The sequence below is a fragment of the Bradyrhizobium betae genome (assembly GCF_050632175.1).
GTDB lineage: Bacteria > Pseudomonadota > Alphaproteobacteria > Rhizobiales > Xanthobacteraceae > Bradyrhizobium > Bradyrhizobium betae_B.
This window is the reverse complement of the sequence record NZ_CP192576.1, coordinates 2,649,654-2,672,501: the sequence shown is the minus strand read 5'-3', so window position 1 is coordinate 2,672,501 and position 22,848 is coordinate 2,649,654. Positions and strand designations below refer to the sequence as shown.

Annotated in this window: 22 protein-coding genes and 1 pseudogene; 12 read left to right on the top strand and 11 right to left on the bottom strand. The window is 64.9% G+C overall.

Features of this window, described 5'->3' with window-relative positions:
• Positions 1-58 precede the first annotated feature (58 nt).
• Complete coding sequence (locus tag ACQ86E_RS12905; protein ID WP_431205704.1) at positions 59-760, bottom strand: RluA family pseudouridine synthase; 702 nt, start codon at positions 758-760, stop codon at positions 59-61.
• A gap of 78 nt (positions 761-838) precedes the next feature.
• Between ACQ86E_RS12905 and ftsY the strand changes: the two genes are divergently transcribed.
• A complete protein-coding gene (gene ftsY / locus ACQ86E_RS12900) occupies positions 839-1,786 on the top strand; it encodes a signal recognition particle-docking protein FtsY (protein ID WP_431205703.1) in 948 nt (315 codons plus the stop codon).
• Positions 1,787-1,789: 3 nt separating this feature from the next.
• Complete coding sequence (locus ACQ86E_RS12895; protein WP_431205702.1) at positions 1,790-2,392, top strand: septation protein A; 603 nt, start codon at positions 1,790-1,792, stop codon at positions 2,390-2,392.
• Positions 2,393-2,432: 40 nt separating this feature from the next.
• Here the strand turns inward: ACQ86E_RS12895 and ACQ86E_RS12890 are convergent, their stop codons facing one another.
• The 5 genes and pseudogenes from ACQ86E_RS12890 to ccmA all read right to left on the bottom strand — a co-directional run.
• Positions 2,433-3,026 carry a DsbE family thiol:disulfide interchange protein gene (locus tag ACQ86E_RS12890; RefSeq protein ID WP_431205701.1) on the bottom strand — a complete coding sequence of 198 codons (594 nt, stop codon included), beginning with the start codon at positions 3,024-3,026 and terminating at the stop codon, positions 2,433-2,435.
• Positions 3,023-3,205: a heme exporter protein CcmD gene (ccmD, locus tag ACQ86E_RS12885; RefSeq protein WP_431205700.1), complete on the bottom strand. Its 183-nt coding sequence runs from the start codon at positions 3,203-3,205 to the stop codon at positions 3,023-3,025. The genes ACQ86E_RS12890 and ccmD overlap by 4 nt, the downstream gene beginning before the upstream one ends.
• Complete coding sequence (locus ACQ86E_RS12880; RefSeq protein WP_431205699.1) at positions 3,202-3,987, bottom strand: heme ABC transporter permease; 786 nt, start codon at positions 3,985-3,987, stop codon at positions 3,202-3,204. Before ACQ86E_RS12880 ends, ccmD begins: the two co-directional genes overlap by 4 nt.
• 108 nt (positions 3,988-4,095) lie before the next feature.
• A complete protein-coding gene (ccmB, locus tag ACQ86E_RS12875) occupies positions 4,096-4,764 on the bottom strand; it encodes a heme exporter protein CcmB (RefSeq protein ID WP_431205698.1) in 669 nt (222 codons plus the stop codon).
• 214 nt (positions 4,765-4,978) lie between these two features.
• A pseudogene (gene ccmA, locus ACQ86E_RS12870) lies at positions 4,979-5,571 on the bottom strand (heme ABC exporter ATP-binding protein CcmA); the annotation flags it as partial.
• A gap of 252 nt (positions 5,572-5,823) precedes the next feature.
• On the opposite strand from ccmA, the gene acnA reads away from it, so the two are divergent.
• The 3 genes from acnA to ACQ86E_RS12855 all read left to right on the top strand — a co-directional run bounded on the left by acnA (position 5,824) and on the right by ACQ86E_RS12855 (position 10,467).
• Positions 5,824-8,544: an aconitate hydratase AcnA gene (acnA, locus tag ACQ86E_RS12865; RefSeq protein ID WP_431205697.1), complete on the top strand. Its 2,721-nt coding sequence runs from the start codon at positions 5,824-5,826 to the stop codon at positions 8,542-8,544.
• 217 nt (positions 8,545-8,761) lie between these two features.
• Complete coding sequence (locus ACQ86E_RS12860) at positions 8,762-9,535, top strand: DUF1223 domain-containing protein (protein ID WP_431205696.1); 774 nt, start codon at positions 8,762-8,764, stop codon at positions 9,533-9,535.
• A 566-nt stretch (positions 9,536-10,101) separates the two neighbouring features.
• A complete protein-coding gene (locus ACQ86E_RS12855; RefSeq protein ID WP_431205695.1) occupies positions 10,102-10,467 on the top strand; it encodes a DUF2794 domain-containing protein in 366 nt (121 codons plus the stop codon).
• Positions 10,468-10,582: 115 nt separating this feature from the next.
• Here the strand turns inward: ACQ86E_RS12855 and ACQ86E_RS12850 are convergent, their stop codons facing one another.
• The 4 genes from ACQ86E_RS12850 to ACQ86E_RS12835 form a co-directional block, all read right to left on the bottom strand.
• Positions 10,583-11,113, bottom strand: coding sequence for a GNAT family N-acetyltransferase (locus ACQ86E_RS12850; RefSeq protein WP_431205694.1), 531 nt, complete (start codon positions 11,111-11,113; stop codon positions 10,583-10,585).
• 224 nt (positions 11,114-11,337) lie between these two features.
• Positions 11,338-12,129, bottom strand: a complete 792-nt coding sequence (locus ACQ86E_RS12845) for a Bax inhibitor-1/YccA family protein (protein ID WP_431205693.1) — start codon at positions 12,127-12,129, stop codon at positions 11,338-11,340.
• 271 nt (positions 12,130-12,400) lie between these two features.
• Positions 12,401-14,971: an ABC transporter permease gene (locus ACQ86E_RS12840; protein ID WP_431205692.1), complete on the bottom strand. Its 2,571-nt coding sequence runs from the start codon at positions 14,969-14,971 to the stop codon at positions 12,401-12,403.
• On the bottom strand, positions 14,968-15,690 hold the full coding sequence (locus ACQ86E_RS12835; protein ID WP_014439015.1) for an ABC transporter ATP-binding protein: 723 nt from the start codon (positions 15,688-15,690) through the stop codon (positions 14,968-14,970). The genes ACQ86E_RS12840 and ACQ86E_RS12835 overlap by 4 nt, the downstream gene beginning before the upstream one ends.
• A gap of 55 nt (positions 15,691-15,745) precedes the next feature.
• Between ACQ86E_RS12835 and ACQ86E_RS12830 the strand changes: the two genes are divergently transcribed.
• Both ACQ86E_RS12830 and thpR read left to right on the top strand, forming a co-directional pair.
• Positions 15,746-16,378 carry a GDSL-type esterase/lipase family protein gene (locus tag ACQ86E_RS12830; RefSeq protein WP_431206461.1) on the top strand — a complete coding sequence of 211 codons (633 nt, stop codon included), beginning with the start codon at positions 15,746-15,748 and terminating at the stop codon, positions 16,376-16,378.
• A gap of 178 nt (positions 16,379-16,556) precedes the next feature.
• Positions 16,557-17,093: an RNA 2',3'-cyclic phosphodiesterase gene (gene thpR, locus ACQ86E_RS12825; RefSeq protein ID WP_431205691.1), complete on the top strand. Its 537-nt coding sequence runs from the start codon at positions 16,557-16,559 to the stop codon at positions 17,091-17,093.
• Between the two features lie 58 nt (positions 17,094-17,151).
• Here the strand turns inward: thpR and ACQ86E_RS12820 are convergent, their stop codons facing one another.
• Positions 17,152-17,406 carry a type II toxin-antitoxin system VapB family antitoxin gene (locus tag ACQ86E_RS12820; protein ID WP_431205690.1) on the bottom strand — a complete coding sequence of 85 codons (255 nt, stop codon included), beginning with the start codon at positions 17,404-17,406 and terminating at the stop codon, positions 17,152-17,154.
• A gap of 140 nt (positions 17,407-17,546) precedes the next feature.
• Here ACQ86E_RS12820 and zapE point away from each other — a divergent pair, with 140 nt between their 5' ends.
• From zapE to sucD, 5 genes are all read left to right on the top strand, one after another.
• Complete coding sequence (gene zapE, locus ACQ86E_RS12815; RefSeq protein ID WP_431205689.1) at positions 17,547-18,731, top strand: cell division protein ZapE; 1,185 nt, start codon at positions 17,547-17,549, stop codon at positions 18,729-18,731.
• 256 nt (positions 18,732-18,987) lie between these two features.
• Positions 18,988-19,956, top strand: a complete 969-nt coding sequence (gene mdh, locus ACQ86E_RS12810) for a malate dehydrogenase (RefSeq protein ID WP_431205688.1) — start codon at positions 18,988-18,990, stop codon at positions 19,954-19,956.
• Positions 19,957-20,156: 200 nt separating this feature from the next.
• Entirely contained in the window at positions 20,157-21,353 is a 1,197-nt protein-coding gene (sucC, locus tag ACQ86E_RS12805; protein ID WP_431205687.1) for an ADP-forming succinate--CoA ligase subunit beta, read from the top strand.
• A 4-nt stretch (positions 21,354-21,357) separates the two neighbouring features.
• Positions 21,358-21,837 carry a DUF1579 family protein gene (locus ACQ86E_RS12800; RefSeq protein WP_431205686.1) on the top strand — a complete coding sequence of 160 codons (480 nt, stop codon included), beginning with the start codon at positions 21,358-21,360 and terminating at the stop codon, positions 21,835-21,837.
• Positions 21,838-21,871: 34 nt separating this feature from the next.
• Positions 21,872-22,756, top strand: a complete 885-nt coding sequence (gene sucD / locus ACQ86E_RS12795; protein ID WP_431205685.1) for a succinate--CoA ligase subunit alpha — start codon at positions 21,872-21,874, stop codon at positions 22,754-22,756.
• The last annotated feature ends 92 nt before the right edge of the window (positions 22,757-22,848 follow it).

The following is a 22,848-nucleotide window of genomic DNA, read 5'->3' as shown; positions in this document are numbered from 1 at the left end:
AACCAAGGCCCAGATGCGCTCCCTCGCACGCAAGCGGGAGAGGTGAACAACCGTACCGCTACTCCCCATTCCAGCCGCAGGCCCGGAGCTTCTCGTGCATGTGAGGCGGGGCCGGCGCGACCACGCGGACCGGCTCCTTGTTTCGCGAGATCGGGACCACGATCTCGCGGGAATGCAAATGCAGCTTCGGCTCACCGAAGCGGGGGCCGTTGCCGTAAATGTTGTCGCCGAAGATCGGCCAGCCGGTGGCCGACGAATGCACCCGCAATTGATGGGTCCGGCCAGTTACCGGTTCCATGGCGAGCCAGGTCAGGCCCTCGCCCCGGCCCATCACTTTCCAGTTGGTGATCGCCTTCTGGCCTTCCGGGTCGGGCTTCTGCCACCAGCCGCGTTCGGCATTGAGCCGGCCGAGCGGCATGTCGATGGTGCCTTCATCTTCGGCGGGGCCGCCCTCGACCACGGTCCAGTAGGTCTTGCCGATCTTGCCGTGCTTGAACAGGAGGCCGAGCGAGGCGGTGGCCTTGCGATGGCGGCCGAGCACGAGGCAACCGGAGGTGTCCTTGTCCAGCCGGTGGGCCAGCACCGGCGGCCGGGGCAGGCCGAAACACAGCGCCCCAAAGGATGCTTCCAGATTGGCGCCGCCCTTCGGGCCGCGATGCACCGGCAGGCCGGACGGCTTGTCGATGACCAGCATCAGCCCGTCGCGATGGAGCACGCGGCCCAGGATCTCCTCGGCGGTCAATTCGGGAACATCGAGCAATTGCAGGACTTTCGTTGTCGGCGAGACTTTCGGTCAAGACTTTCGTTTGGGGGCGGGAACGGCTAACACACCGCCATCATGAACGATACCACGTCAGATCCCCCCAAGCTGAGCTGGTGGCGCCGCCTGTCCGACGGGCTGAAGCGCACCTCGTCCTCGCTCGGGACCGCGGTCGCCGACCTCGTCACCAAGCGCAAGCTCGACCGCGCCATGCTCGACGACATCGAGGACGTGCTGCTGCGCGCCGACCTCGGCACCTCCGTCGCGGTGCGGATCGCGGACGCGGTCGGCACCGGGCGCTACGACAAGGCGATCTCGGCGGAGGAGGTGAAGGACGTCGTCGCGACCGAGGTCGAGAAGGTGCTGACGGCGGTGGCCAAGCCGCTCGTGATCGATGCGGCCAGGAAGCCATTCGTGATCCTCGTGGTCGGCGTCAACGGCTCCGGCAAGACCACGACCATCGGAAAACTCTCGCAGAAATTCGCCTCCGAAGGCCGCAAGGTGATGCTGGCCGCGGGCGACACCTTTCGCGCGGCCGCCATCGAGCAGCTCAAGGTCTGGGGTGAGCGCACCAGGACGCCGGTGATATCAGGGGCGCAGGGCTCGGATTCGGCGAGCCTCGCCTTCAACGCGCTGACGGCGGCGAAGGAGCAGGGCGTCGACGTGCTGCTGATCGACACCGCCGGGCGCCTGCAGAACAAGGCCGAGCTGATGAACGAGCTCGAAAAGGTCGTGCGCGTGATCCGCAAGGTGGACGACACTGCGCCGCATGCGGTGCTGCTGGTGCTGGACGCCACGGTCGGCCAGAATGCGCTTTCGCAGGTCGAAGCCTTCCATCGCACCGCCGGGGTGACCGGCCTCGTGATGACCAAGCTCGACGGCACCGCGCGCGGCGGCATCCTGGTGGCGCTCGCGGAGAAATTCAAACTGCCGGTGCATTTCATCGGCGTCGGCGAAGGCGTCGACGATCTCGCGCCGTTCACCGCGCGCGATTTCGCCCGTGCCATTGCCGGAATCGAAAGCTAGAGAATGGACAAGACCCAGCCGCATCCGATGTTCAAGCTTGCGACCGAGCTCGGTCCGCTGCTCGTCTTCTTCTTCGTCAATGCGAAGTTCAATCTGTTCGCTGCGACCGGCGCCTTCATGGTCGCGATCGTGGCCGCGATGATCGCCTCCTATGTGGTCACGCGCCACATCCCGATCATGGCGATCGTGACGGGCGTGGTCGTGCTGGTGTTCGGCACGCTGACGCTGGTGCTGCACGACGAGACCTTCATCAAGGTCAAGCCGACCATCATCTATGCCCTGTTCGCCGCGATCCTCGGCGGCGGCCTCCTGTTCGGCCGTTCCTTCATCGCTGTGATGTTCGACCAGATGTTCAATTTGACGCCGCAGGGCTGGCGCATCCTCACGCTGCGCTGGGCGCTGTTCTTCGCCGGCATGGCGGTGCTGAACGAGATCGTCTGGCGCACCCAGAGCACGGATTTCTGGGTGAATTTCAAGGTGTTCGGCGTTACGCCGCTGACGATGGTGTTCGCCATCGCCCAGATGCCGCTGACCAAGCGCTATGGTGTCGAGCCGGTCTCGCTTGAGGAGAGCGAGGCGGATGCGGGGGATGTGCGGAAGGGGTAGGTCTATCCACTCGTCATTGCGAGCGCGATGACGGTCTTGGCTAAGACCCCGCCCCCAGCGCCTTCTCCATCTGCGGCAACAGTACCGTCCGCAGATTGTCCGGCGTGATCGGCCCGACCAGCTTGTAGACGATGGTGCCTTCACGCCCGACGACGAATGTCTCGGGCACGCCATAGACGCCCCATTCGATCGAGGCGCGGCCGTTGGCGTCGACGCCGACGCGGCCGAACGGGTTGCCGTAGCGCCCCAGGAAGCGGCGGGCGTTGTCGGCCGCGTCTTTGTAGTTGATGCCGACGAGCTGGAAGCGCTTGTCCTTGGCGAGCTCGGTCAGGAGTGGCGCCTCGTCGTGGCAGGGCACGCACCAGGACGCCCAGACATTGACCAGACTGACCTTGCCCTTGAATGCGGCGGGGTCGAGACCCGGCACCTGCGCGGTGTCGGCCCGCAATCCTTCGAGCTGCGGCAACGCGGTCTGCGGCGCCGGCCGTCCGATCAGCGCGGACGGAATCCGCGAGGGATCGCCGCTGCCGAGCCGGAACCAGAACAGCAGCGCCAGCGCAATGAAGGCGAGCAGCGGCAGCACCATCAGGAAGGTGCGGCGCTGCGGGGATGCGGACGTCGATTGCTCGCTCATGGTGTTTCGGTCGCGCTGCGGCCCGAGCGGCGGGTGATGCCGCTGCGGTCGAGCTCGCGCAGGCGCCGCGTCTGGCTGCGATAGTCGAGAACGATCCAACCGACCAGGACCGCGACCACGAGCGCCGCCGCGGCATACGACGTCACGATGAAGGAGGCGTAGGGACCTAGCGACATCATCCTGCGGCCCCGGCTTCCTTCGACACGTTGCCCTGACGTGAACCGGTGTCCGAAAACGCAACGCGGCTCGCCTGCATCATCTGCAGCGAACGGACGCGGCGGCGCAAAATCTCGTTGCGCATCGCCGCCAGGTGCAGCGTGACGAACAGCAGGGTGAATGCCACCGCCATCACCAGTAGCGGAATCAGGAACGATTTGTCGAGCGCCGAGCCGCCCATGCGCATCACCGAGGCCGGCTGGTGCAGCGTGTTCCACCAGTCGACGGAGAACTTGATGATGGGCAGGTTGATGGCGCCGACGAGCGTCAGCACCGCGGCGGCGCGCGCCGCGCGGGAGGGATCGTCGACCGCGCGCCACAGCGCCATCAGGCCGAGATACATCAGGAAGAGAATCAGCACCGAGGTCAGCCGCGCGTCCCACTCCCAATAGGTGCCCCACATCGGCCGGCCCCACAGCGATCCCGTGAGAAGCGCGAGGAAGGTGAAGGCGGCGCCGATCGGCGCTGCCGCCTTCGCGGCGACGTCGGCGAGCGGGTGCCGCCACACCAGCGTGCCCAATGAGGCGATGCTCATCACGCCCCACACGAACATCGACAGCCAGGCATTGGGCACGTGGATGAACATGATCTTGACGGTCGCGCCCTGCTGATAGTCGTCGGGCGCGGCGGCGGATTGATAGAGGCCGATCGCGAGCAGGACGACGGTCGCGGCCGCGAGCCACGGCAACACCCGCGCCGTCAGCGCGAGGAACCGGGTCGGGTTGGCGAGGTCGATCAGCGTCATGGTATCCTGATAATCACAGGTAAGCGCTCACGCAATCAGCACGAAAGCCCGCAGCGAAAATTGATCGGGGTCAAGGTCGGTCGAGCCCTTGGTCAGTCAAGCCCTCGGTCAGTCGAGTCCTTGCCGCAGGCTCGCCGCCGCCGCGAACGGTCCGATCACCAGGCTGACCAGCGACAGCGCGCACAGGATCGAGAACGGCGCGCCGAAATTCATGGGGCCGACGATCACGGCCTGGGAGGCCGCGACCCCGAAAATCAGGACGGGAATCGACAGGGGCAGCACCAGCACCGCCATCAACAGCCCGCCGCGATGCAGCGTCACCGCCAGCGCCGCGCCGATCATGCCGGTAAAGGTCAGCGCCGGGGTGCCGGCCAGCAGCGTCAGGGCCACCGCACCGGTCGCGACCATGTCGAGGTTGAGGAGGAGGCCCAGCACGGGGGTTGCGACAATCAGCGGCAGCCCCGCCGCCAGCCAATGCGCCAGCGCCTTGCCGGCGCAGGCGAGTTCCAGCGGCGTCCGGCTCATCGTGATCAGGTCGAGCGAGCCGTCCTCATGGTCGGCCATGAACATCCGGTCCAGGGTGAGCAGGCTCGCCAGCAGCGCCCCGAGCCACAGGATCGCCGGTCCGAGCCGCGACAGCAGCGCCAGGTCCGGCCCGACCGCGAACGGCATCAGCACCACCACGGTGAGGAAAAACAGCACGCCGATCAGCGCCCCGCCGCCGACGCGGAGCGCGATCCGGATGTCCCGGCGGATGAGGGCGGAAAGGGCGGTCATGGGGTGGCTCCGTCGCGCCCCGAGGGCGGTGCGCTCCCTCCCCGCTTGCGGGGAGGGTTGGGGAGAGGGTGCCTCGACAACGAAGATTCCCCTAGAGGAGAGAACCCTCACCCGGCGCTGTGCGCCGACCTCTCCCGCAAGCGGGAGAGGCGAGGGAGCCCGGAGCGACATCTGTGGCCGCTCGAAAAGCTGAGGGTCGATGCGCATCACGCCATCCCCCGATCCGCAGCTCTCGCGAATCAATCCCCAGCGCAGCGTGCGTCGCCGCGATGATCATCCCGCCGCGGGCGAGGTGGTCGCGCATCAGGCCGCAGAACATGTCCTGCCCGGCGACGTCGAGCGCCGTGGTCGGTTCGTCCAGCAGCCAGACCGGCCGGCGGACCGTCAGCAGCCGGGCCAGCGAGAGCCGTCGTCGCTGGCCGGCGGACAGGAAGCCGGCCGGCAGGTGGGTGGCATGGTCGAGCCCGACGGTGGCGAGGCTTTCGACGGCCTCGCAGCGTTCGCCGCCGAGGAAATCGGCCCAGAATGACAGGTTTTCCGCCACGCTCAGTGCCGGCTTCAGGGCGTCGCGATGGCCGAGATAGTGGCACTGCTCCGGCAGCGTCAGCTCGGCATCGCCCCCTCCAGCGCGATTGTGCCGCCGGCCGGAACGAGCAGGCCCGCGATCAGCCGCAGCAGCGAGGTCTTGCCCGAGCCGTTGCGACCCATCACCGCCACGGCCTCGCCGGACCTGGCCGCGAAATCGAGCCCGGCGAACACCTCGCGGCCGCCCCGCACGCAAACCACCCCGTGTCCGGAAAGCTGCATCCTGCCTTGGTCCGATCCTTGGTCCGATCCGCTCAAAGCAGGCCTCAGGAAATCTTGGGGTAGCGCATGGGAATTTTTGGCTCGCAAATTGCTGCGGTACGATTGTGGCTGTGGCGGCGCGGTTAGAAAGCTTCTATAAGCCCGGAACTACTTGATGCAGCAACTCAACCTGCCCCTGCAAGCGATCCAGCCTGATACGCTGACGGTGTTAAAATACCCCGCCGGGTATAACTAACAATTGGGATTTCCTACATGACCTCGCTCGACAGCTTCAAATGCAAAAAGACCCTCAAGGTCGGCGCCAAGACCTATGTCTATTACAGCCTGCCCACGGCCGAGAAGAATGGTCTGAAGGGAATTTCGAAGCTTCCCTATTCGATGAAGGTCCTGCTCGAAAACCTCCTTCGCAACGAGGACGGCCGCACGGTCAAGAAGGCAGACATCGTCGCGGTGTCGAAGTGGCTGCGCAAGAGGTCGCTGGAGCATGAGATCGCGTTCCGCCCCGCGCGCGTGCTGATGCAGGACTTCACCGGCGTTCCCGCGGTGGTCGATCTCGCCGCGATGCGCAACGCGATGCAGAAGCTCGGCGGCGATGCCGAGAAGATCAACCCGCTGGTACCGGTCGACCTCGTCATCGACCACTCCGTGATCGTGAACTTCTTCGGGGACAACAAGGCGTTCGGCAAGAACGTCACCGAGGAATACAAGCAGAACCAGGAGCGCTACGAGTTCCTGAAGTGGGGCCAGAAGGCGTTCTCGAACTTCTCCGTCGTGCCGCCCGGCACCGGCATCTGCCACCAGGTCAATCTCGAATATCTCTCCCAGACGGTCTGGACCAAGAAGGAGAAGATGACGGTCGGCAAGAAGACCGGCACCTTCGAGGTCGCCTATCCCGACTCGCTGGTCGGCACCGACTCGCACACCACCATGGTCAACGGTCTCGCCGTGCTCGGCTGGGGCGTCGGCGGCATCGAGGCGGAAGCCTGCATGCTCGGCCAGCCGCTGTCGATGCTGCTGCCCACCGTCGTCGGCTTCAAGCTGAAGGGCGCGATGAAGGAAGGCGTCACCGCGACCGACCTGGTTCTCACGGTCACGCAGATGCTGCGCAAGCTCGGCGTGGTCGGCAAGTTCGTCGAGTTCTTCGGCCCCGGCCTCGACCATCTCTCCGTCGCCGACAAGGCCACCATCGCCAACATGGCGCCCGAATATGGCGCGACCTGCGGCTTCTTCCCGGTCGACGCTGCCGCGATCGATTATCTCAAGACCTCCGGCCGCGCTCCGGCGCGCGTCGCGCTGGTGCAGGCCTATGCCAAGGCGCAGGGCCTGTTCCGCACCGCCAAGTCGGCTGATCCGGTATTCACCGAGACTCTGACGCTCGATCTCGGCGACGTCGTGCCCTCGATGGCAGGTCCGAAGCGTCCCGAGGGCCGCATCGCGCTGCCGTCGGTGGCCGAAGGCTTCTCGCTGGCGCTCGGCACCGAGTACAAGAAGACCGAGGAGCCGAACAAGCGTTTTGCGGTCGAAGGCAAGAACTTCGAGATCGGCCATGGCGACGTCGTCATTGCCGCCATCACCTCCTGCACCAACACCTCGAACCCGAGCGTGCTGATCGGCGCCGGCCTCCTGGCCCGGAACGCAGCCGCGAAGGGCCTCAAGGCCAAGCCGTGGGTGAAGACCTCGCTTGCGCCGGGCAGCCAGGTGGTCGCGGCCTATCTTGCCGATTCCGGTCTCCAGAAAGATCTCGACAAGGTCGGCTTCAACCTGGTCGGCTTCGGCTGCACCACCTGCATCGGCAATTCCGGTCCGCTGCCGGAGGAGATCTCGAAGTCGATCAACGACAACGGCATCGTCGCGGCCGCCGTGCTCTCCGGTAATCGCAACTTCGAAGGCCGCGTCTCGCCGGACGTGCAGGCGAACTATCTCGCTTCGCCGCCGCTGGTCGTCGCCCACGCGCTGGCGGGCAGCGTCACCAAGAATCTCGCTGTCGAGCCGCTCGGCGAAGGCAAGGACGGCAAGCCGGTCTACCTGAAGGACATCTGGCCGACGACCAAGGAGATCAACGCGTTCATGAAGAAGTTCGTGACCGCGGCGATCTTCAAGAAGAAGTATGCCGACGTGTTCAAGGGCGACACCAACTGGCGCAAGATCAAGACCGTCGAGAGCGAGACCTATCGCTGGAACATGAGCTCGACCTACGTGCAGAACCCGCCCTATTTCGAAGGCATGAAGAAGGAGCCGGAGCCGGTCACCGACATCGTCGAGGCTCGCATCCTCGCCATGTTCGGCGACAAGATCACCACCGACCACATCTCGCCGGCCGGTTCGATCAAGCTCACCTCGCCGGCGGGCAAATATCTCAGCGAGCACCAGGTGCGTCCCGCCGACTTCAACCAGTACGGCACGCGGCGCGGCGACCATGAAGTCATGATGCGCGGCACCTTCGCCAACATCCGCATCAAGAACTTCATGCTCAAGGGCGCCGACGGCAACATTCCGGAAGGCGGTCTCACCAAGCACTGGCCCGACGGCGAACAGATGTCGATCTACGACGCCGCGATGAAGTACCAGCAGGAGCAGGTGCCGCTGGTGGTGTTCGCAGGCGCCGAATACGGCAACGGCTCCTCACGCGACTGGGCTGCGAAGGGCACGCGTCTGCTCGGCGTGCGCGCCGTGATCTGCCAGAGCTTCGAGCGCATCCATCGCTCCAACCTGGTCGGCATGGGCGTGCTGCCCCTGACCTTCGAGGAGGGCACCTCATGGTCGTCGCTCGGCCTGAAGGGCGACGAGAAGGTCACGCTGCGCGGCCTCGTCGGCGATCTGAAGCCCCGTCAGAAGCTGACCGCGGAAATCGTCTCCGGAGACGGTTCGTTGCAGCGCGTTTCGCTGCTCTGCCGCATCGATACGCTGGACGAGCTCGATTACTATCGAAACGGCGGCATTCTGCACTACGTGCTGCGCAAGCTCGCGGCTTAAGCGCGAATTTGTGAACGGTGGCTCACTGCGACGTGAGTAGAAGGTTAAACGAGGGCGGCCTATCACAAGGCCGCCTTCGTGCGTTAAGGCGCGCTTTCGATGGCCCCGCCCGGCGGAAAACCTCGCCCTGGACGGTTTGATGTGTGATGCCCGTAAGACTACGGTGACCATCAGGCGATAGGATATTCCGCAACGCGTGCGAGGTGTGACGTTCGACATGACTGCAATGGCCTCTAATCTGGTTTCGCGCTGGTCCGGTGCACTCTGGTCGGGAGCGCTCGGCATCTGCGCTATCGTCGCCGTCATTCGTCCCGCGCATGCCGATCCTCGTGCCGTTGTCGAATTGTTTACCTCGCAGGGCTGCTCGTCCTGCCCGCCCGCCGACAAGATCATCGGCGACCTTGCCAAGGATCCCTCCGTCATCGCGCTGAGCATGCCGATCGACTATTGGGACTATCTCGGCTGGAAGGACACGCTGGCGGATTCCCGCTTCTCGGCGCGGCAGCGCGCCTATTCGCGCATGCGCGGCGACCGCGAGGTCTACACGCCGCAGGTCGTCGTCAACGGTGCCACGCATGTCATCGGCAGCGACCGTGCCGGCATCGAGAATGCGATCGGCAAAACTGACAAGGGCACGGGCGTGATGAGCGTGCCGGTGACGATGTCGCTCTCGGGCAAGCAGATCAACGTTTCGGTGGCCGCGAGCAATGAGCCGGCGGTGTCGCATGGCGAGGTCTGGATCTGCTCGATCGCAAGGTCGGTGCCGATCGCGATCAGCCGCGGCGAGAATCGCGGACAGCAGGTCACCTATCACAACGTTGTGCGCAACCTGCTGAAGGTCGGCGACTGGACTGGCCGTCCGGAGAGCTGGACCGTGCCGATCGAGAACCTCACGCGCGACGGCGTCGACGGCGCGGTGGTCTACGTCCAGGACGGCAGCCGCGAGAAGCCGGGGCCGATGCTCGGCGCGGCATACACGTCGCTGCGCTGAAGCGCAGCGCACTCAAGATCATCTCAGAAGCCAGTCTCTCGTCATTCCGGGGCGCGCCTCTTGGCGCGAGCCCGGAATCCATTTCTCATCTCGAAAATCGGATCGATGGATTCTCAGGTGCGCAATTGCGCACCATAGCACGCGCCCTGCGCGCCCCGGGATGACGGCGCGTCGGAAACATCCCGACACAAACAAAAAGGACCAACTTGCGTTGGCCCTCCTTGTCGTGCGTACAGACCCGATCCTGTTCGACCCCGGGGGCTGGGGGCTGAGGAATCCGGAACCGAAAGGACCGGGTCAACGCACACAAGTCTTTTCGCAATGCAGGGCGGCGGGCGCTTGGCGGAAAAGCGGCGATACTATGATTCCTGCTAACGATCCCGTGACGGTTCGTCGCGACAGAGTTCCACTCCTGCGTGTGCTGTGATTCGCACGCGATTCAATGAGTTGAGTGAGGAGCCTCTTGCGGCCGGGAACAGTTGGCGCAATCATGCAACTGTCATGATCCGCGGTTCCGGGGACGGTCTTCGCGGGCGCGATCATGCTGATGCGACAGGAGGCGTTCCATGAGTCTGTCGGAGGATGCCGATCCGAGCGAGCAGCGGGCGGCGCGCCCCGCGGCTGCGAACACGCAGCCGACCCGGGTGACCTTCAACCGGCTCGAGCTGCACCGTATTCTCAATCTCTACGGCCGCATGGTCGCCGACGGCGAGTGGCGCGACTACGCCATCGACTTCCTCAGGGACCGCGCCGTGTTCTCGGTCTACCGACGAGCCTCGGAAGTGCCGATCTATCGCATCGAAAAGGATCCGCGGCTCGCGCGCAAGCAGGGCATGTACAGCGTGATCTCGGCGACCGGCCTGATCCTGCGCCGTGGCCACGAACTCGAACGCGTGCTGCTGGTGATCGATCGGAAATTGGCGGTGGTGTAGCGGCATCATTCCGATGCCGTAGGGTGGGTTAGCCGAAGGCGTAACCCACCACTTCTGTCGACGTGGAAATACAGGAGGTGGGTTACGCTTCGCTAACCCACCCTACGACACTCGATTACTTCCCAGGCACCGTGCTTGCGCCCTCGCCGAGGTCGCGCTGCATCATCACCGTGTCCAGCCAGCGGCCGAATTTCAGCCCGACACTGGGATGCGTGCCGATCATCTTGAAGCCGCCCTTGGTGTGCACGCCGATCGACCCGGCATTGGCGGAGTCGCCGATCACCGCGATCATCTGGCGGAAGCCGCGCGCCTCGCATTCGGTGATCAGCCGCTCCAGCAGAAGCGCCCCAATGCCGCGGCGGTGGAAGCCGGGGTCGAGATAGATCGAGTTCTCGACCGTGAAGCGATAGGCCGGCCGCGGCCGGTAGGCGCCGGCATAGGCGTAGCCCGCGAGGCGGCCCTCGAGGATGGCGACGAAATAGGGATAGCCGCCGTCGATCAGCGCGCGATAGCGCCGCGTCATCTCGGCAAGGTCAGGAGGCTCCAGCTCGAACGTCGCGGTGCCCTCGCGGACAGCCTGCTGGTAGATGGCAGTGATGGCGGGGAGGTCGGCCTCGAGCGTGGGCCTAATTTCGGGTGCGGACATGGGGCAAGATTAGAGCTTTCCCGCGACGGCTGGAAGAGGCAACGACGCTGCCCCACCCGTCATCGCGCGCGCAGCGAAGCAAGCCAGGAATGCGTCCGCGGAGGGACTCTGGATGGCTTCTTCGCAAGAGCTCCTCGCAACGACGGTCGCTTGTGGTCGCGCCCGGCCCAAACAAAAACCCGGCCTCTCGGCCGGGGTTCGTGTCCATTCTCTCAGGCTGGCGCTTAGTCGCGCTGGCCGAGGAGCTGCAGCAGCAGCGTGAACAGGTTGATGAAGTTCAGGTACAGCGACAGTGCGCCGGTGATGGCCGCACGCTCTGCGATGTCACCGCCGGCCGAAGCGTAGCCGTAGATGTAGTCGTTCTTCAGCCGCTGGGTATCCCAGGCGGTGAGGCCCGCGAACACCAGCACGCCGACCACCGAGACGATGAACTGCAGCATCGTGCTCGCCAGGAACAGGTTGACCAGGCTCGCGAGGATGATGCCGATCAGGCCCATGAACAGGAACGAGCCCATCCCGGTGAGGTCACGCTTGGTGGTGTAGCCATAGAGGCTGAGTGCGCCGAAGGTCGCCGCCGTGATGAAGAACACCCGAACGATCGAGGTGTGCGTGAACACCAGGAAGATCGACGACAGCGAGATGCCCATCAGCGCCGCGAACACCCAGAACAGGATCTGGGCGGTCGACGGGGCCAGGCGGTTGATGCCTGCCGAGATCACGAACACCATGGCGAGCGGCGCGAGCATGAACAGCCACTTCAGGGGGCTGACGAACATCGCGTAGCCGAACGGCGTCAGGAACATCTTGCCGACGCGGACGGCGTCCGCGGTCGGGACGTCGGTCACGGCAGCCATGTAGACGCCGAGCGCGGCCAGGCCGGTGATGGCCAGGCCAATGCTCATGTAATTGTAGATGCGCAGCATGTAGGCGCGCAGGCCGGCGTCGACCGTCGCGGCGTCAACACGCCCGGCGGCCCTGCCGAAAGGAGAAGCGTAATTACGGTCTAGGTCCGACATGGTCGAATTCCCGTTGGTTAGCCCGGTTCGGCATGAAGGGTGCCATGCCGCCGGTTCGTCATATTCTATCTCGGATACCGTCGTGGGCCGATATTAAATTTGGCTCACAATCCGGGCTCCGAACCCATCTGATATGTGGGAAACTAACACATCCGCTGCAACGGTCCACGCGCGGCTGAATGTCGCCCTCTCCTGCAATCTCGACGAGCGGGCGTGGTTAATCGCAGGAATCGTGCGATTTCGCTCCCACAAGGACAGCCGCTACCATTTGTCACAAATTGCGCAACACCGTGGCGGGCTTTTTGTTCAACGCCAGCAGCGTGCCGGCGAGCCCAAGCCCGACCGTAACGATGAGGGCGGCCGCAACCACGCCGGCCGCGCTGCCGGCCTGCCAGACGAATGTGAGCGTCATCAGCCGCGTCACGATCATCCAGGCGGCGATGCTGCCGGCGATCACGCCGAACACCGCGGTCGCGAGCCCGATCAGGAGGTATTCGAGCGCGTAGGCGCCGAGCAGGCGCAGCCGTGTCGCGCCCAGGGTCTTGAGGATCACCGCGTCATAGACCCGGTGGCGATGGCCGGCGGCGAGCGCCCCGCCCAGCACCAGGATCGCCGAGATCAGGGTCACGGCGCTGGCGCCGCGGATTGCCAGCGCCAGATTGGTCACGACCGCGCCGACCGTTTCCATTACCTCGCGCACGCGCACGCTCGTCACCATCGGATAGGCGTCGGCGACCTGCTTGATGATCTTGCCGTCGCCCGCTGCAGTGCCGCCGGCTTCCGTCAGGGTCGCGATATGGGTGTGCGGCGCGCCCTTGAAGGCGTTCGGCGAGAACACCAGCACGAAATTGATGCCCATCCCCTGCCAGTCGATGGTGCGCAGATTGCCGATCCTGGCGGGAATGTCGCGGCCGAGCACGTTGACCACGACCTCGTCGCCGAGCTTCAGACCGAGGCCGTCGGCGATCTTCTTCTCCATCGAGACCAGCGGCGGACCGGAATAGTCGGCGGGCCACCATTCGCCCTCGACCACCTTGGAGCCCTTCGGCAGTTCGGCGGTATAGGTCAGGCCGCGGTCGCTCTGCAGCACCCACTCCGAATCAGTGGTCGGCTTGAGTTCTTCGGCGCGCAACCCGCGCGCTCCGACGATGCGCCCGCGCAGCATCGGGACGTCCTCGACCTTTGCGCCCGGCGCGATCCGGCGCAGATAGCCGTCGAACTCGGCGGCCTGCGTGCTCGGGATGTCGATGAAGAAGAACGACGGCGCCTGGTCGGGCAGGGCCGCGAGAAACTGCCGGCGCAGATTGCCGTCGATCTGGGTGATGGTGACGAGCACGGCGAGCCCGAGCCCCAGCGACAGCACGACGGAGGGCGTCAGCGCGCCCGGCCGGTGGATATTGGCGATCGCAAGCCGCAGCATCGGCAGCCGCGTCCGCGGCAGCCGCCGCGCGATCGTCATCAGCAGCGCGGCGATGCCGCGGAGCAAAGCGAACACGACGACGGAGGAGGCCACGAACACCGCGGCGATGCGCTTGTCGAAAGACAGGCCGATCACGACCGCGATCAGCAGCGCGACCACGACGGCCATGAAGACGAGGTAGCTCCAGCGCGGCCGGTGCCAATCCGAGCTGATGGTGTCGCGGAACAGGGCCGCCACCGGCACGTCGTGCACGCGTCCGAGCGGCCACAGACCGAAGGCCAGCGCGGTCAGGATGCCATAGACGAAGGACAGCGCAAGCTCGTCGGCATGCACCGCCGCCACCACCGGCAGCGGCAGCATCTTCCCGAACAATCCGACGATGGCGAAGGGCATGGCGGCGCCGAGCACCAATCCGATCACGGAGCCGATCGCCGCGAGCAGGATGACCTGCGCGAGATAGATGCCGAACACGTCGCGGCCGGTGGCTCCGACGGCCTTGAAGGCCGCGATCACCTCGAGCTTGCGGTCGATATGGCTCTTCACGGCGTTGGCGACGCCGACACCACCGACCAGCAGCGCGGCGAGGCCGACCAGCGTCAGGAATTGCGTGAAACGGCTGATGTTGCGCTCGAGCTGCGGCGAGGCATTGGAGCGGCTGCGGATTTCCCAGCCGGCCTGCGGCGCCGCAGCTCGCGCATCCGCAATGAAAGCGTCGGTGGCGCGCTCGCTGTTGGCGGCATCAGGCAGTTTCACCCGGTAGACCCAACGCACCAGGCTGCCGGGCTGGATCAGGCCGGTGGCGCGCAGGCCCGCCTCGCTGATCAGGAAGCGCGGTCCGAAGCCGATGCCGCCGGCGAGCTTGTCCGGCTCGGCCTCGACCGTGCTGCGGATCTGGAAAGTCGCCGAGCCAATGGTGACGCGGTCGCCGGTCTTGAGGGAGAGACGGGCAAGAAGCGTCGGATCGGCGGCCGCACCGAACGCGCCGTCGCGCTCCGCAAGGATGTCGGACATCGGCAGCGGCGGCGCCAGCGTCAATTGCCCGAGCATCGGATAGGTGTCGTCGACCGCCTTCATCTCGACCAGCGCCAACTGGCCGTCGGCCGCGCGCGCCATGCCGCGCAGGGTGGCGGCGGTCGAGACGGCGCCACGCGAGCGCAGGAAGGCGACCTCCTCGGGCTTGGCCTCGCGCTGAAACAGCACGAAGGAGACGTCGCCGCCGAGCAGCGTGCGGCCTTCGCGGGCGAGACCGTCGCTGAGGCTTGCCGACACCGAGCCGACGCCGGCGATCGCCATCACGCCGAGCGCGATGCAGGCAATGAAGACGTAGAAGCCGCGCAGGCCGCCGCGCAATTCGCGCAACGCGTAACGCAGCGACAGCGCCACGGCGCTCGGCCGCGCGAACGGTTCGACAGCAGCGCTCATGCCGGCGCAGACTGGGTGTCGATGCGCCCGGAGCGCAGCCGGATCACGCGATCGCAGCGATGCGCGAGCGAGGAATCGTGGGTGACCAGCACCAGCGTCATGCCGCGCTCGGCATGCTTGCCGAACAAGAGGTCGACGATCTGTTTTCCGGTGGTCTCGTCGAGATTGCCGGTCGGCTCGTCGGCGACGAGGATGGCGGGATCGGGCGCCAGCGCGCGGGCGAGCGCGACGCGCTGCTGCTCGCCGCCGGAGAGCTGTGTCGGATAATGATGCAAGCGGTCGCCGAGCCCGACTGATTGCAGCTCCTGCGCCGCGCGTCTGGCGGCATCGGGATTGCCGGCAAGCTCGAGCGGCACGGCGACGTTCTCTAGCGCCGTCATGGTCGGGATCAGATGAAACGACTGGAAGACGATGCCGACCTGGCGGCCGCGGAAGCGGGCGAGCGCGTCCTCGTCGAGGGCATTGAAAGGCGTGCCATTGACCACCACCTCTCCGCTATCAGGACGCTCCAGCCCCGCCATCACCATCAGCAGCGTGGATTTGCCCGAGCCTGACGGGCCAATCAGGCCGATCGTCTCGCCCGAGCCGACGCGCAAGCTGATATCCTTGAGGATGTGAACGCGTGCCGCCCCCGTCCCCAATGAGAGATTGACGTTGGAGATGGCAATGGTGTCCGGCGTGGTGCCGGCGAGCGAAGAGGATTCGATGCGAGTGTCCATGGTCCGGTCATATGGCAACTCCGCTAGCGCGGTCGAGAGGCGTTACGGATTCTTCATGCACATAGCCGTGTTGATGCTCGCTTTGATGACAGTCGCGGGGCCGGCTTGGGCGCAAGCGACAAAACCGCTCAAGCTTGTCGTTCTCGGCGATTCCTTGAGTGCCGGTCTCGGCCTCCCGGCCCAGCAGGCGTTCCCGGCAAAGCTCCAAAAAGCGTTGCAGGCCAAAGGTATAGCGGTCGACATGACGAACGCCGGAGTGTCCGGCGACACTTCTTCCGGCGGCCGCGACCGGCTCGACTGGTCGGTCCCTGACGGAACCGAAGGCGTCATCGTCGAGCTTGGCGCCAACGACGCGCTGCGCGGCATCGATCCCGATTTGACCCGCGCCGCGCTGACCGACATCGTCCAGCGTCTGAAGGCGCGCAAGATCCCCGTGATGTTGTGCGGCATGCTGGCGCCGCCGAATTACGGCGCAGAATACGCTAAGCGCTTCAATTCGATTTATCCGGATCTGGGGAAAAAATTCGACGTGCCGCTCTATCCTTTCTTCCTCGACGGTGTCGCGGCCGACGCCAAGCTCAACCAGGCTGACGGCATTCATCCGACCGCTGAAGGCGTCGACATCATCGTCGGCCACATGATGCCCACGGTGGAGGCATTCCTGCGCAATATTAGCGAGCAGCGATGATGAAAAGCAGGCAGCGCTAACCCTAATTCCCAGGGTTTTACCGGGGCGAGGCGCGCGACGCTTGCAGAGTCACACAAGTGCGATAGGAATCAAGGTACAGATGATTCGTCGCCGGCTCTAAAATTTGGATATGATCTTCCTCAAGCGGATCATGCCCAAGCATCGGGAGTGCGAAACGATGCCGCGTTTGTTCACAGGTCTGGAAATTCCAGCCGAGGTCTGCCAGACGCTGTCCAATTTGCGAGGTGGCCTTCCAGGCGCCCGCTGGATCGATCCCGAAAATTATCACGTCACCTTGCGCTTCATCGGCGATATCGACGGCATCTCCGCCAACGAGATCGCATCGATGCTGTTTCGCGTCGACCGCAAGCCGTTCGAGGTGAAGGTGCAGGGGCTGACGAGTTTTGGCGGCCGCAAACCGCGGGCGGTCGTTGCGACGATTGCGCCGAACAAGCCGCTGATGGACTTGCAGGCCGAGCTCGAGCGCATGATGCAGCGGATCGGTCTCGATCCCGAGGGACGCAAATTCATCCCGCACGTCACGCTGGCCCGCCTGCACGACGCCACCGACCGCGACGTCGCCGACTATCTCTCGCTCCGCGGCTACTTCCCGAGCAAGGCATTTACGGCCGAACGGTTCGTTCTGTTCTCCTCGCGCGCCTCCACCGGCGGCGGCCCGTATGTCGTCGAGGATGCCTACGAGCTGTGTGAGTGAGCTTGGCTCGCAAGAAGATCGGGCCATAGGGCGCGTAAACGCGTAGCGTCTCTCGCGGTCAGAATGGCAATCCGTGTTTGTCGTAGGCAACAATTTCTTTGGCCGTCTGGTCGGCTATCAAAGGCAGCTCGCTCCAACGTCGGCGAATCGCAGCCATATCCTCCAAGAGAGCAGTCTTGTGGTGCTGATTATCGATCCGGCCAAGCCGTTCCTCGATGGCTCGCTTCGTCGCGACCACAACGGTCTCGCCGGTGAGTTGCGCCAGCCTCCACGCGAGATGCTCGGTCTCGGGGTCCTCGATACTAAGAGCCATGTCAGGAACCTCAAAGTAACCGCTTTAATTCACTGATATTTCAATTGTCCACCCGCACCCACGTGGATGAGGGTAAGCGCATACGCCCCTTGCGCCAATATACCGTTGCAATTTCCGCCGGTCTCTGGCGGTAAAGGGCCATGCTCTCCACGCCCGGTTCCACATTCCGCGAGGCATACCAGGCCCAGATCGCCTCCGGCGCGATCGAGCCCGATGCCGCACAGGCCGAGGTCGCCGAGGCCTATACGGCGCTCGACCAGCGGCTCGCGGACTACAAGCCGCAGCGCAAGCAGGGCCTGCTCGCGCGCCTGTTCAGCAGCGACAAGGACGAGGCGCCGCACGGGCTCTACATCCATGGCGAGGTCGGCCGCGGCAAGACCATGCTGATGGACCTATTCTTCCAGCACTCCACCGTGGAGCACAAGCGCCGCGCGCATTTCCACGAATTCATGGCCGACGTGCACGAGCGCATCTACGACTATCGCCAGGGCATCGCGCGCGGCGAGATCGCCGATGGCGACGTCATCGCGCTGACCGCGAACGCGATCTTCGAGGAGAGCTGGCTGCTCTGCTTCGACGAATTCCACGTCACCGACATCGCCGACGCGATGATCCTGGGGCGCCTGTTCGCCAAATTGTTCGAGCTCGGCACCGTGGTGGTCGCGACCTCCAACGTCGCGCCGGACGATCTCTACAAGGGCGGCTTGAACCGCTCACTGTTCCTGCCCTTCATCAAGCAGATCACCGACCATATGGACGTGGCGCGGCTCGATGCGCGCACCGACTTCCGGCTGGAGAAGCTTCAGGGCGTGCCGATGTGGCTGACTCCGGCCGACAGCGATGCGGACGCCGCGCTCGACCGCGCCTGGTCGAGGATGTCGGGCGGCGCCAAATGCAAGTCGCGCGATATTTCGATCAAGGGCCGCATCCTGCACGTGCCGTGCTCGGCCCATGGCGTGGCACGGTTCTCGTTCGCCGACCTCTGCGAGAAGCCGCTCGGCGCATCTGATTACCTCAGGCTCGCGCACGACTACCACACCATCCTGGTCGACCATATTCCAGTGATGGACGTCTCCCAGCGCAATTCCGCCAAGCGCTTCATCACGCTGATCGACGCGCTCTATGACAATGCCGTGAAGCTGATGGCCTCGGCCGACGCCAATCCGATTTCGCTCTACCTCGCCCACGAGGGCAACGAGGCCAACGAGTTCAAGCGGACGGCTTCGCGTCTGATCGAGATGAGCTCGGAATCCTATCTGGCGCTGGCGCATGGCCGCAAGGATTCCGCTGCCAGCGGCTCGACCAAGGGTCTGGTGGAGACTTAAGTCCTATTTCACCATTTCTCCGGTGTCATTCCGGGGCGCGCGAAGCGCGAGCCCGGAATCCATCGCGCCACCAACTCTGCCGCCCGTTGGATTCCGGGCCTGCGCCTGTCGGCGCATCCCGGAATGACAACCAGGGGAGGCTGGCTGCTGGCTCGGCAAGCCCGACAATTGGGCATCCGGCGACTTGAACGGGGAAAGCGAAAGGGATAACCACCCACTCAGTTTTCCCTCCTGGATGTCTAGAGGACAGGTTCACATGGCGCGCGACAAGATTGCTTTGATTGGCTCCGGTCAGATCGGCGGAACGCTGGCTCATCTCATCGGGCTGAAAGAACTGGGCGACGTGGTGATGTTCGACATCGCCGAGGGCGTGCCGCAGGGCAAGGCGCTCGACATCGCGCAGTCCTCGCCGGTCGACGGTTTTGACGCGCACTTCACCGGCGCCAATTCCTACGAAGCCCTCGACAACGCCAAAGTCTGCATCGTCACCGCCGGCGTGCCGCGCAAGCCCGGCATGAGCCGCGACGATCTCCTCTCCATCAACCTCAAGGTCATGGAGCAGGTCGGCGCCGGCATCAAGAAATACGCCCCCGACGCTTTCGTCATCTGCATCACCAACCCGCTCGATGCGATGGTCTGGGCGCTCCAGAAGGCCTCGGGCCTGCCGCACAAGAAGGTCGTCGGCATGGCCGGCGTGCTGGATTCCTCGCGCTTCCGCTACTTCCTGGCCGACGAGTTCAATGTCTCGGTCGAGGACGTCACCGCCTTCGTGCTCGGCGGCCACGGTGATACCATGGTGCCGTTGGTGAAGTATTCCACCGTCGCCGGCATCCCGCTGCCCGACCTCGTCAAGATGGGCTGGACCTCGCAGGCGCGCCTTGACGAGATCGTCGATCGCACCCGCAACGGCGGCGCCGAGATCGTCAACCTGCTCAAGACCGGCTCGGCCTTCTACGCGCCGGCGGCCTCCGCGATCGCGATGGCCGAGAGCTATCTGCGCGACAAGAAGCGCGTGCTGGCCTCGGCTGCCTACCTCAACGGCGAATACGGCGTGAAGGACATGTATGTCGGCGTGCCCGTCGTGATCGGCGCCAAGGGCGTCGAGCGCGTCGTCGAGATCGAGCTTGCCGGCAAGGACCGCGAGGCCTTCGACAAATCGGTCGGCGCTGTGCAGGGTCTGGTAGACGCCTGCAAGAAGATCGCACCCGATCTTCTCGGCCGCTAAGGCGCAAACAATCCCGCCGAAGATCGCAAACCGGTCTTCGGCGGTTTCATTTCCGGGGCCCGTCTCGGGCGGGCTCACGGTTCGGCAAAGATCTCGATGTCAACGAATCCGGATTGCAGTTCCTGTGGTATATGGTATGCCAGCCACGAGACTGAGGTGGGCCTCCGAGGTCACCGCCCGCGGGTTCAGGGAGCGACCATATGAATATCCATGAATATCAGGCCAAAGCGCTGCTCAACGAGTTCGGCGTCGCGATCTCCAAAGGCGTTCCGGTCCTGAAGGCGGCTGACGCGGAAGCCGCCGCCAAAGCGCTCCCGGGTCCGGTCTGGGTGGTGAAGAGCCAGATCCACGCCGGTGGCCGCGGCAAGGGCAAGTTCAAGGAAGCCTCCGCCGGCGACAAGGGCGGCGTCCGCATCGCCAAGTCGGCCGCCGAGGTCACCGAATTCGCCAAGCAGATGCTCGGCGCCACCCTGGTGACGATCCAGACTGGCCCCGCCGGCAAGCAGGTCAACCGCCTCTACATCGAGGACGGCTCGGACATCGACAAGGAATTCTACCTCTCGCTCCTGGTCGACCGCGAGACCTCGCGCGTCTCGTTCGTCGTCTCGACAGAAGGCGGCGTCAACATCGAGGACGTCGCGCACAACAGCCCTGAGAAGATCGTCACCTTCTCAGTCGATCCCGCGACCGGCGTCATGGGCCATCACGGCCGCACGGTTGCGAACGCGCTGAAGCTCACCGGCGATCTCGCCAAGCAGGCCGAGAAGCTCACCACGCAGCTCTATGCCGCGTTCGTCGCCAAGGACATGGCGATGCTGGAGATCAACCCGCTGGTCGTGACCAAGCAGGGCCAGCTCCGCGTGCTCGACGCCAAGGTGTCGTTCGACGACAATTCGCTGTTCCGTCACCCCGAAGTGCTCGCGCTGCGCGACGAGACCGAGGAAGACGCTAAGGAAATCGAGGCGTCCAAGCACGATCTCAACTACGTCACGCTCGATGGCAACATCGGCTGCATGGTCAACGGCGCCGGTCTCGCCATGGCGACGATGGACATCATCAAGCTCTACGGCATGGCGCCCGCGAACTTCCTCGACGTCGGCGGCAGCGCCAGCAAGGAGAAGGTCGCGGCCGCGTTCAAGATCATCACCGCGGATCCCAACGTGAAAGGCATCCTGGTCAACATCTTCGGCGGCATCATGAAATGCGACGTGATCGCCGAGGGCGTCACGGCTGCCGTGCGCGAGGTCGGCCTCAGCGTGCCGCTGGTGGTCCGCCTCGAAGGCACCAATGTCGAGCTCGGCAAGAAGATCATCAATGAGTCCGGCCTGAACGTGGTGCCGGCCGACAATCTCGACGACGCCGCGCAGAAGATCGTGAAGGCCGTCAAGGGAGGCTAAGGCCATGACCCAGGACCATCTCGCTGCATCGTCCCCGCTCGCAGAGCACGCGCGTCTTTCCGCGTTCGCCGGCGAATGGGATGGCGAGGAGATGGTCTTTCCGTCACGCTGGACGGAGGGCGGGCCGGCCACTTCGCGCGTCGTCGCGCGCATGGACCTGAACGGGTTCTACCTGATCCAGGACGCGGTGCAGTTGCGCGGCGGCCAGCAGAGCTTCGCCACGCACGGCCTCTTCACCTACGACCGCGAGGACCGGACCTACAAACTGTTCTGGTACGATTCGCTCGGCTACACGCCGCCCTCGCCCGCCTCCGGCGGCTGGGTCGGCAAGACCCTGACGCTGGTGCGCGGCTCGCTGCGCGGCAATGCGCGCCACGTCTACGACATCATCGACGACAATTCCTACGCGCTGAAGATCCAGTTCTCCCCGGACGCGGAAGGCTGGGCCGACGTGCTCACCGGCGTCTACCGCCGAATCCACTGACCTCTCACTCGTTAGTTTCGCGAAAGCAGACCTCATGTCCATCCTGATCGACAAGAACACCAAGGTCATCTGCCAGGGCTTCACCGGCAAGAACGGCACCTTCCATTCGGAGGCCGCGATCGCCTACGGCACCAAGATGGTCGGCGGCACCTCGCCGGGCAAAGGCGGCTCGACGCATCTGAACCTGCCGGTGTTCGACACGGTGCGTGAAGCCCGCGAGAAGACCGGTGCGGATGCGTCGGTGATCTATGTGCCGCCGCCGGGCGCGGCGGACGCGATCTGCGAAGCCATCGATGCCGAGATCCCGCTGATCGTCTGCATCACCGAGGGCATTCCGGTCCTCGACATGGTGCGCGTGAAGCGTTCGCTGGCGGGCTCCAAGTCCCGCCTGATCGGGCCGAACTGCCCGGGCGTCATGACCGCCGGCGAGTGCAAGATCGGAATCATGCCCGCCAACATCTTCAAGACCGGCTCGGTCGGCATCGTCTCCCGCTCGGGCACGCTGACCTATGAAGCCGTGTTCCAGACCTCCCAGGAAGGCCTCGGCCAGACCACGGCGGTCGGCATCGGCGGCGACCCGGTCAAGGGCACCGAGTTCATCGACGTCCTGGAAATGCTGCTCGGCGACCCCAAGACCGAATCGATCATCATGATCGGCGAGATCGGCGGTTCCGCCGAGGAAGACGCCGCCCAGTTCCTCAAGGACGAAGCCAAGCGCGGCCGCAAGAAGCCGATGGTCGGTTTCATCGCCGGCGTGACCGCACCTCCCGGCCGCCGCATGGGCCATGCCGGCGCGATCATTTCGGGCGGCAAGGGCGACGCCGGTTCCAAGACCGACGCGATGAAATCGGCAGGGATTACAGTCTCGCCGTCTCCCGCCCGCCTCGGTCACACGCTTGCCGAAAAATTGAAAGGCTAATTCACTTCTTCGTACTTTTCCGGGCGAAGTTTCGCAGCAAATAGGGTAAAGGGTGCCTGTCGCGTCGGGTCCTGTCGGGGGAGCTCGGCGCC

Bases quoted from the DNA above. Each gene is read 5' to 3' on its own strand.
- ftsY (WP_431205703.1), top strand. From the start codon at position 839: ATGAACGATACCACGTCAGATCCCCCCAAGCTGAGCTGGTGGCGCCGC.
- ACQ86E_RS12895 (WP_431205702.1), top strand. From the start codon at position 1,790: ATGGACAAGACCCAGCCGCATCCGATGTTCAAGCTTGCGACCGAGCTC.
- ACQ86E_RS12890 (WP_431205701.1), bottom strand. From the start codon at position 3,026: ATGAGCGAGCAATCGACGTCCGCATCCCCGCAGCGCCGCACCTTCCTG.
- ccmD (WP_431205700.1), bottom strand. From the start codon at position 3,205: ATGATGTCGCTAGGTCCCTACGCCTCCTTCATCGTGACGTCGTATGCC.
- ACQ86E_RS12880 (WP_431205699.1), bottom strand. From the start codon at position 3,987: ATGACGCTGATCGACCTCGCCAACCCGACCCGGTTCCTCGCGCTGACG.
- ccmB (WP_431205698.1), bottom strand. From the start codon at position 4,764: ATGACCGCCCTTTCCGCCCTCATCCGCCGGGACATCCGGATCGCGCTC.
- acnA (WP_431205697.1), top strand. From the start codon at position 5,824: ATGACCTCGCTCGACAGCTTCAAATGCAAAAAGACCCTCAAGGTCGGC.
- ACQ86E_RS12860 (WP_431205696.1), top strand. From the start codon at position 8,762: ATGACTGCAATGGCCTCTAATCTGGTTTCGCGCTGGTCCGGTGCACTC.
- ACQ86E_RS12855 (WP_431205695.1), top strand. From the start codon at position 10,102: ATGAGTCTGTCGGAGGATGCCGATCCGAGCGAGCAGCGGGCGGCGCGC.
- ACQ86E_RS12850 (WP_431205694.1), bottom strand. From the start codon at position 11,113: ATGTCCGCACCCGAAATTAGGCCCACGCTCGAGGCCGACCTCCCCGCC.
- ACQ86E_RS12845 (WP_431205693.1), bottom strand. From the start codon at position 12,129: ATGTCGGACCTAGACCGTAATTACGCTTCTCCTTTCGGCAGGGCCGCC.
- ACQ86E_RS12840 (WP_431205692.1), bottom strand. From the start codon at position 14,971: ATGAGCGCTGCTGTCGAACCGTTCGCGCGGCCGAGCGCCGTGGCGCTG.
- ACQ86E_RS12835 (WP_014439015.1), bottom strand. From the start codon at position 15,690: ATGGACACTCGCATCGAATCCTCTTCGCTCGCCGGCACCACGCCGGAC.
- ACQ86E_RS12830 (WP_431206461.1), top strand. From the start codon at position 15,746: ATGCACATAGCCGTGTTGATGCTCGCTTTGATGACAGTCGCGGGGCCG.
- thpR (WP_431205691.1), top strand. From the start codon at position 16,557: ATGCCGCGTTTGTTCACAGGTCTGGAAATTCCAGCCGAGGTCTGCCAG.
- ACQ86E_RS12820 (WP_431205690.1), bottom strand. From the start codon at position 17,406: ATGGCTCTTAGTATCGAGGACCCCGAGACCGAGCATCTCGCGTGGAGG.
- zapE (WP_431205689.1), top strand. From the start codon at position 17,547: ATGCTCTCCACGCCCGGTTCCACATTCCGCGAGGCATACCAGGCCCAG.
- mdh (WP_431205688.1), top strand. From the start codon at position 18,988: ATGGCGCGCGACAAGATTGCTTTGATTGGCTCCGGTCAGATCGGCGGA.
- sucC (WP_431205687.1), top strand. From the start codon at position 20,157: ATGAATATCCATGAATATCAGGCCAAAGCGCTGCTCAACGAGTTCGGC.
- ACQ86E_RS12800 (WP_431205686.1), top strand. From the start codon at position 21,358: ATGACCCAGGACCATCTCGCTGCATCGTCCCCGCTCGCAGAGCACGCG.
- sucD (WP_431205685.1), top strand. From the start codon at position 21,872: ATGTCCATCCTGATCGACAAGAACACCAAGGTCATCTGCCAGGGCTTC.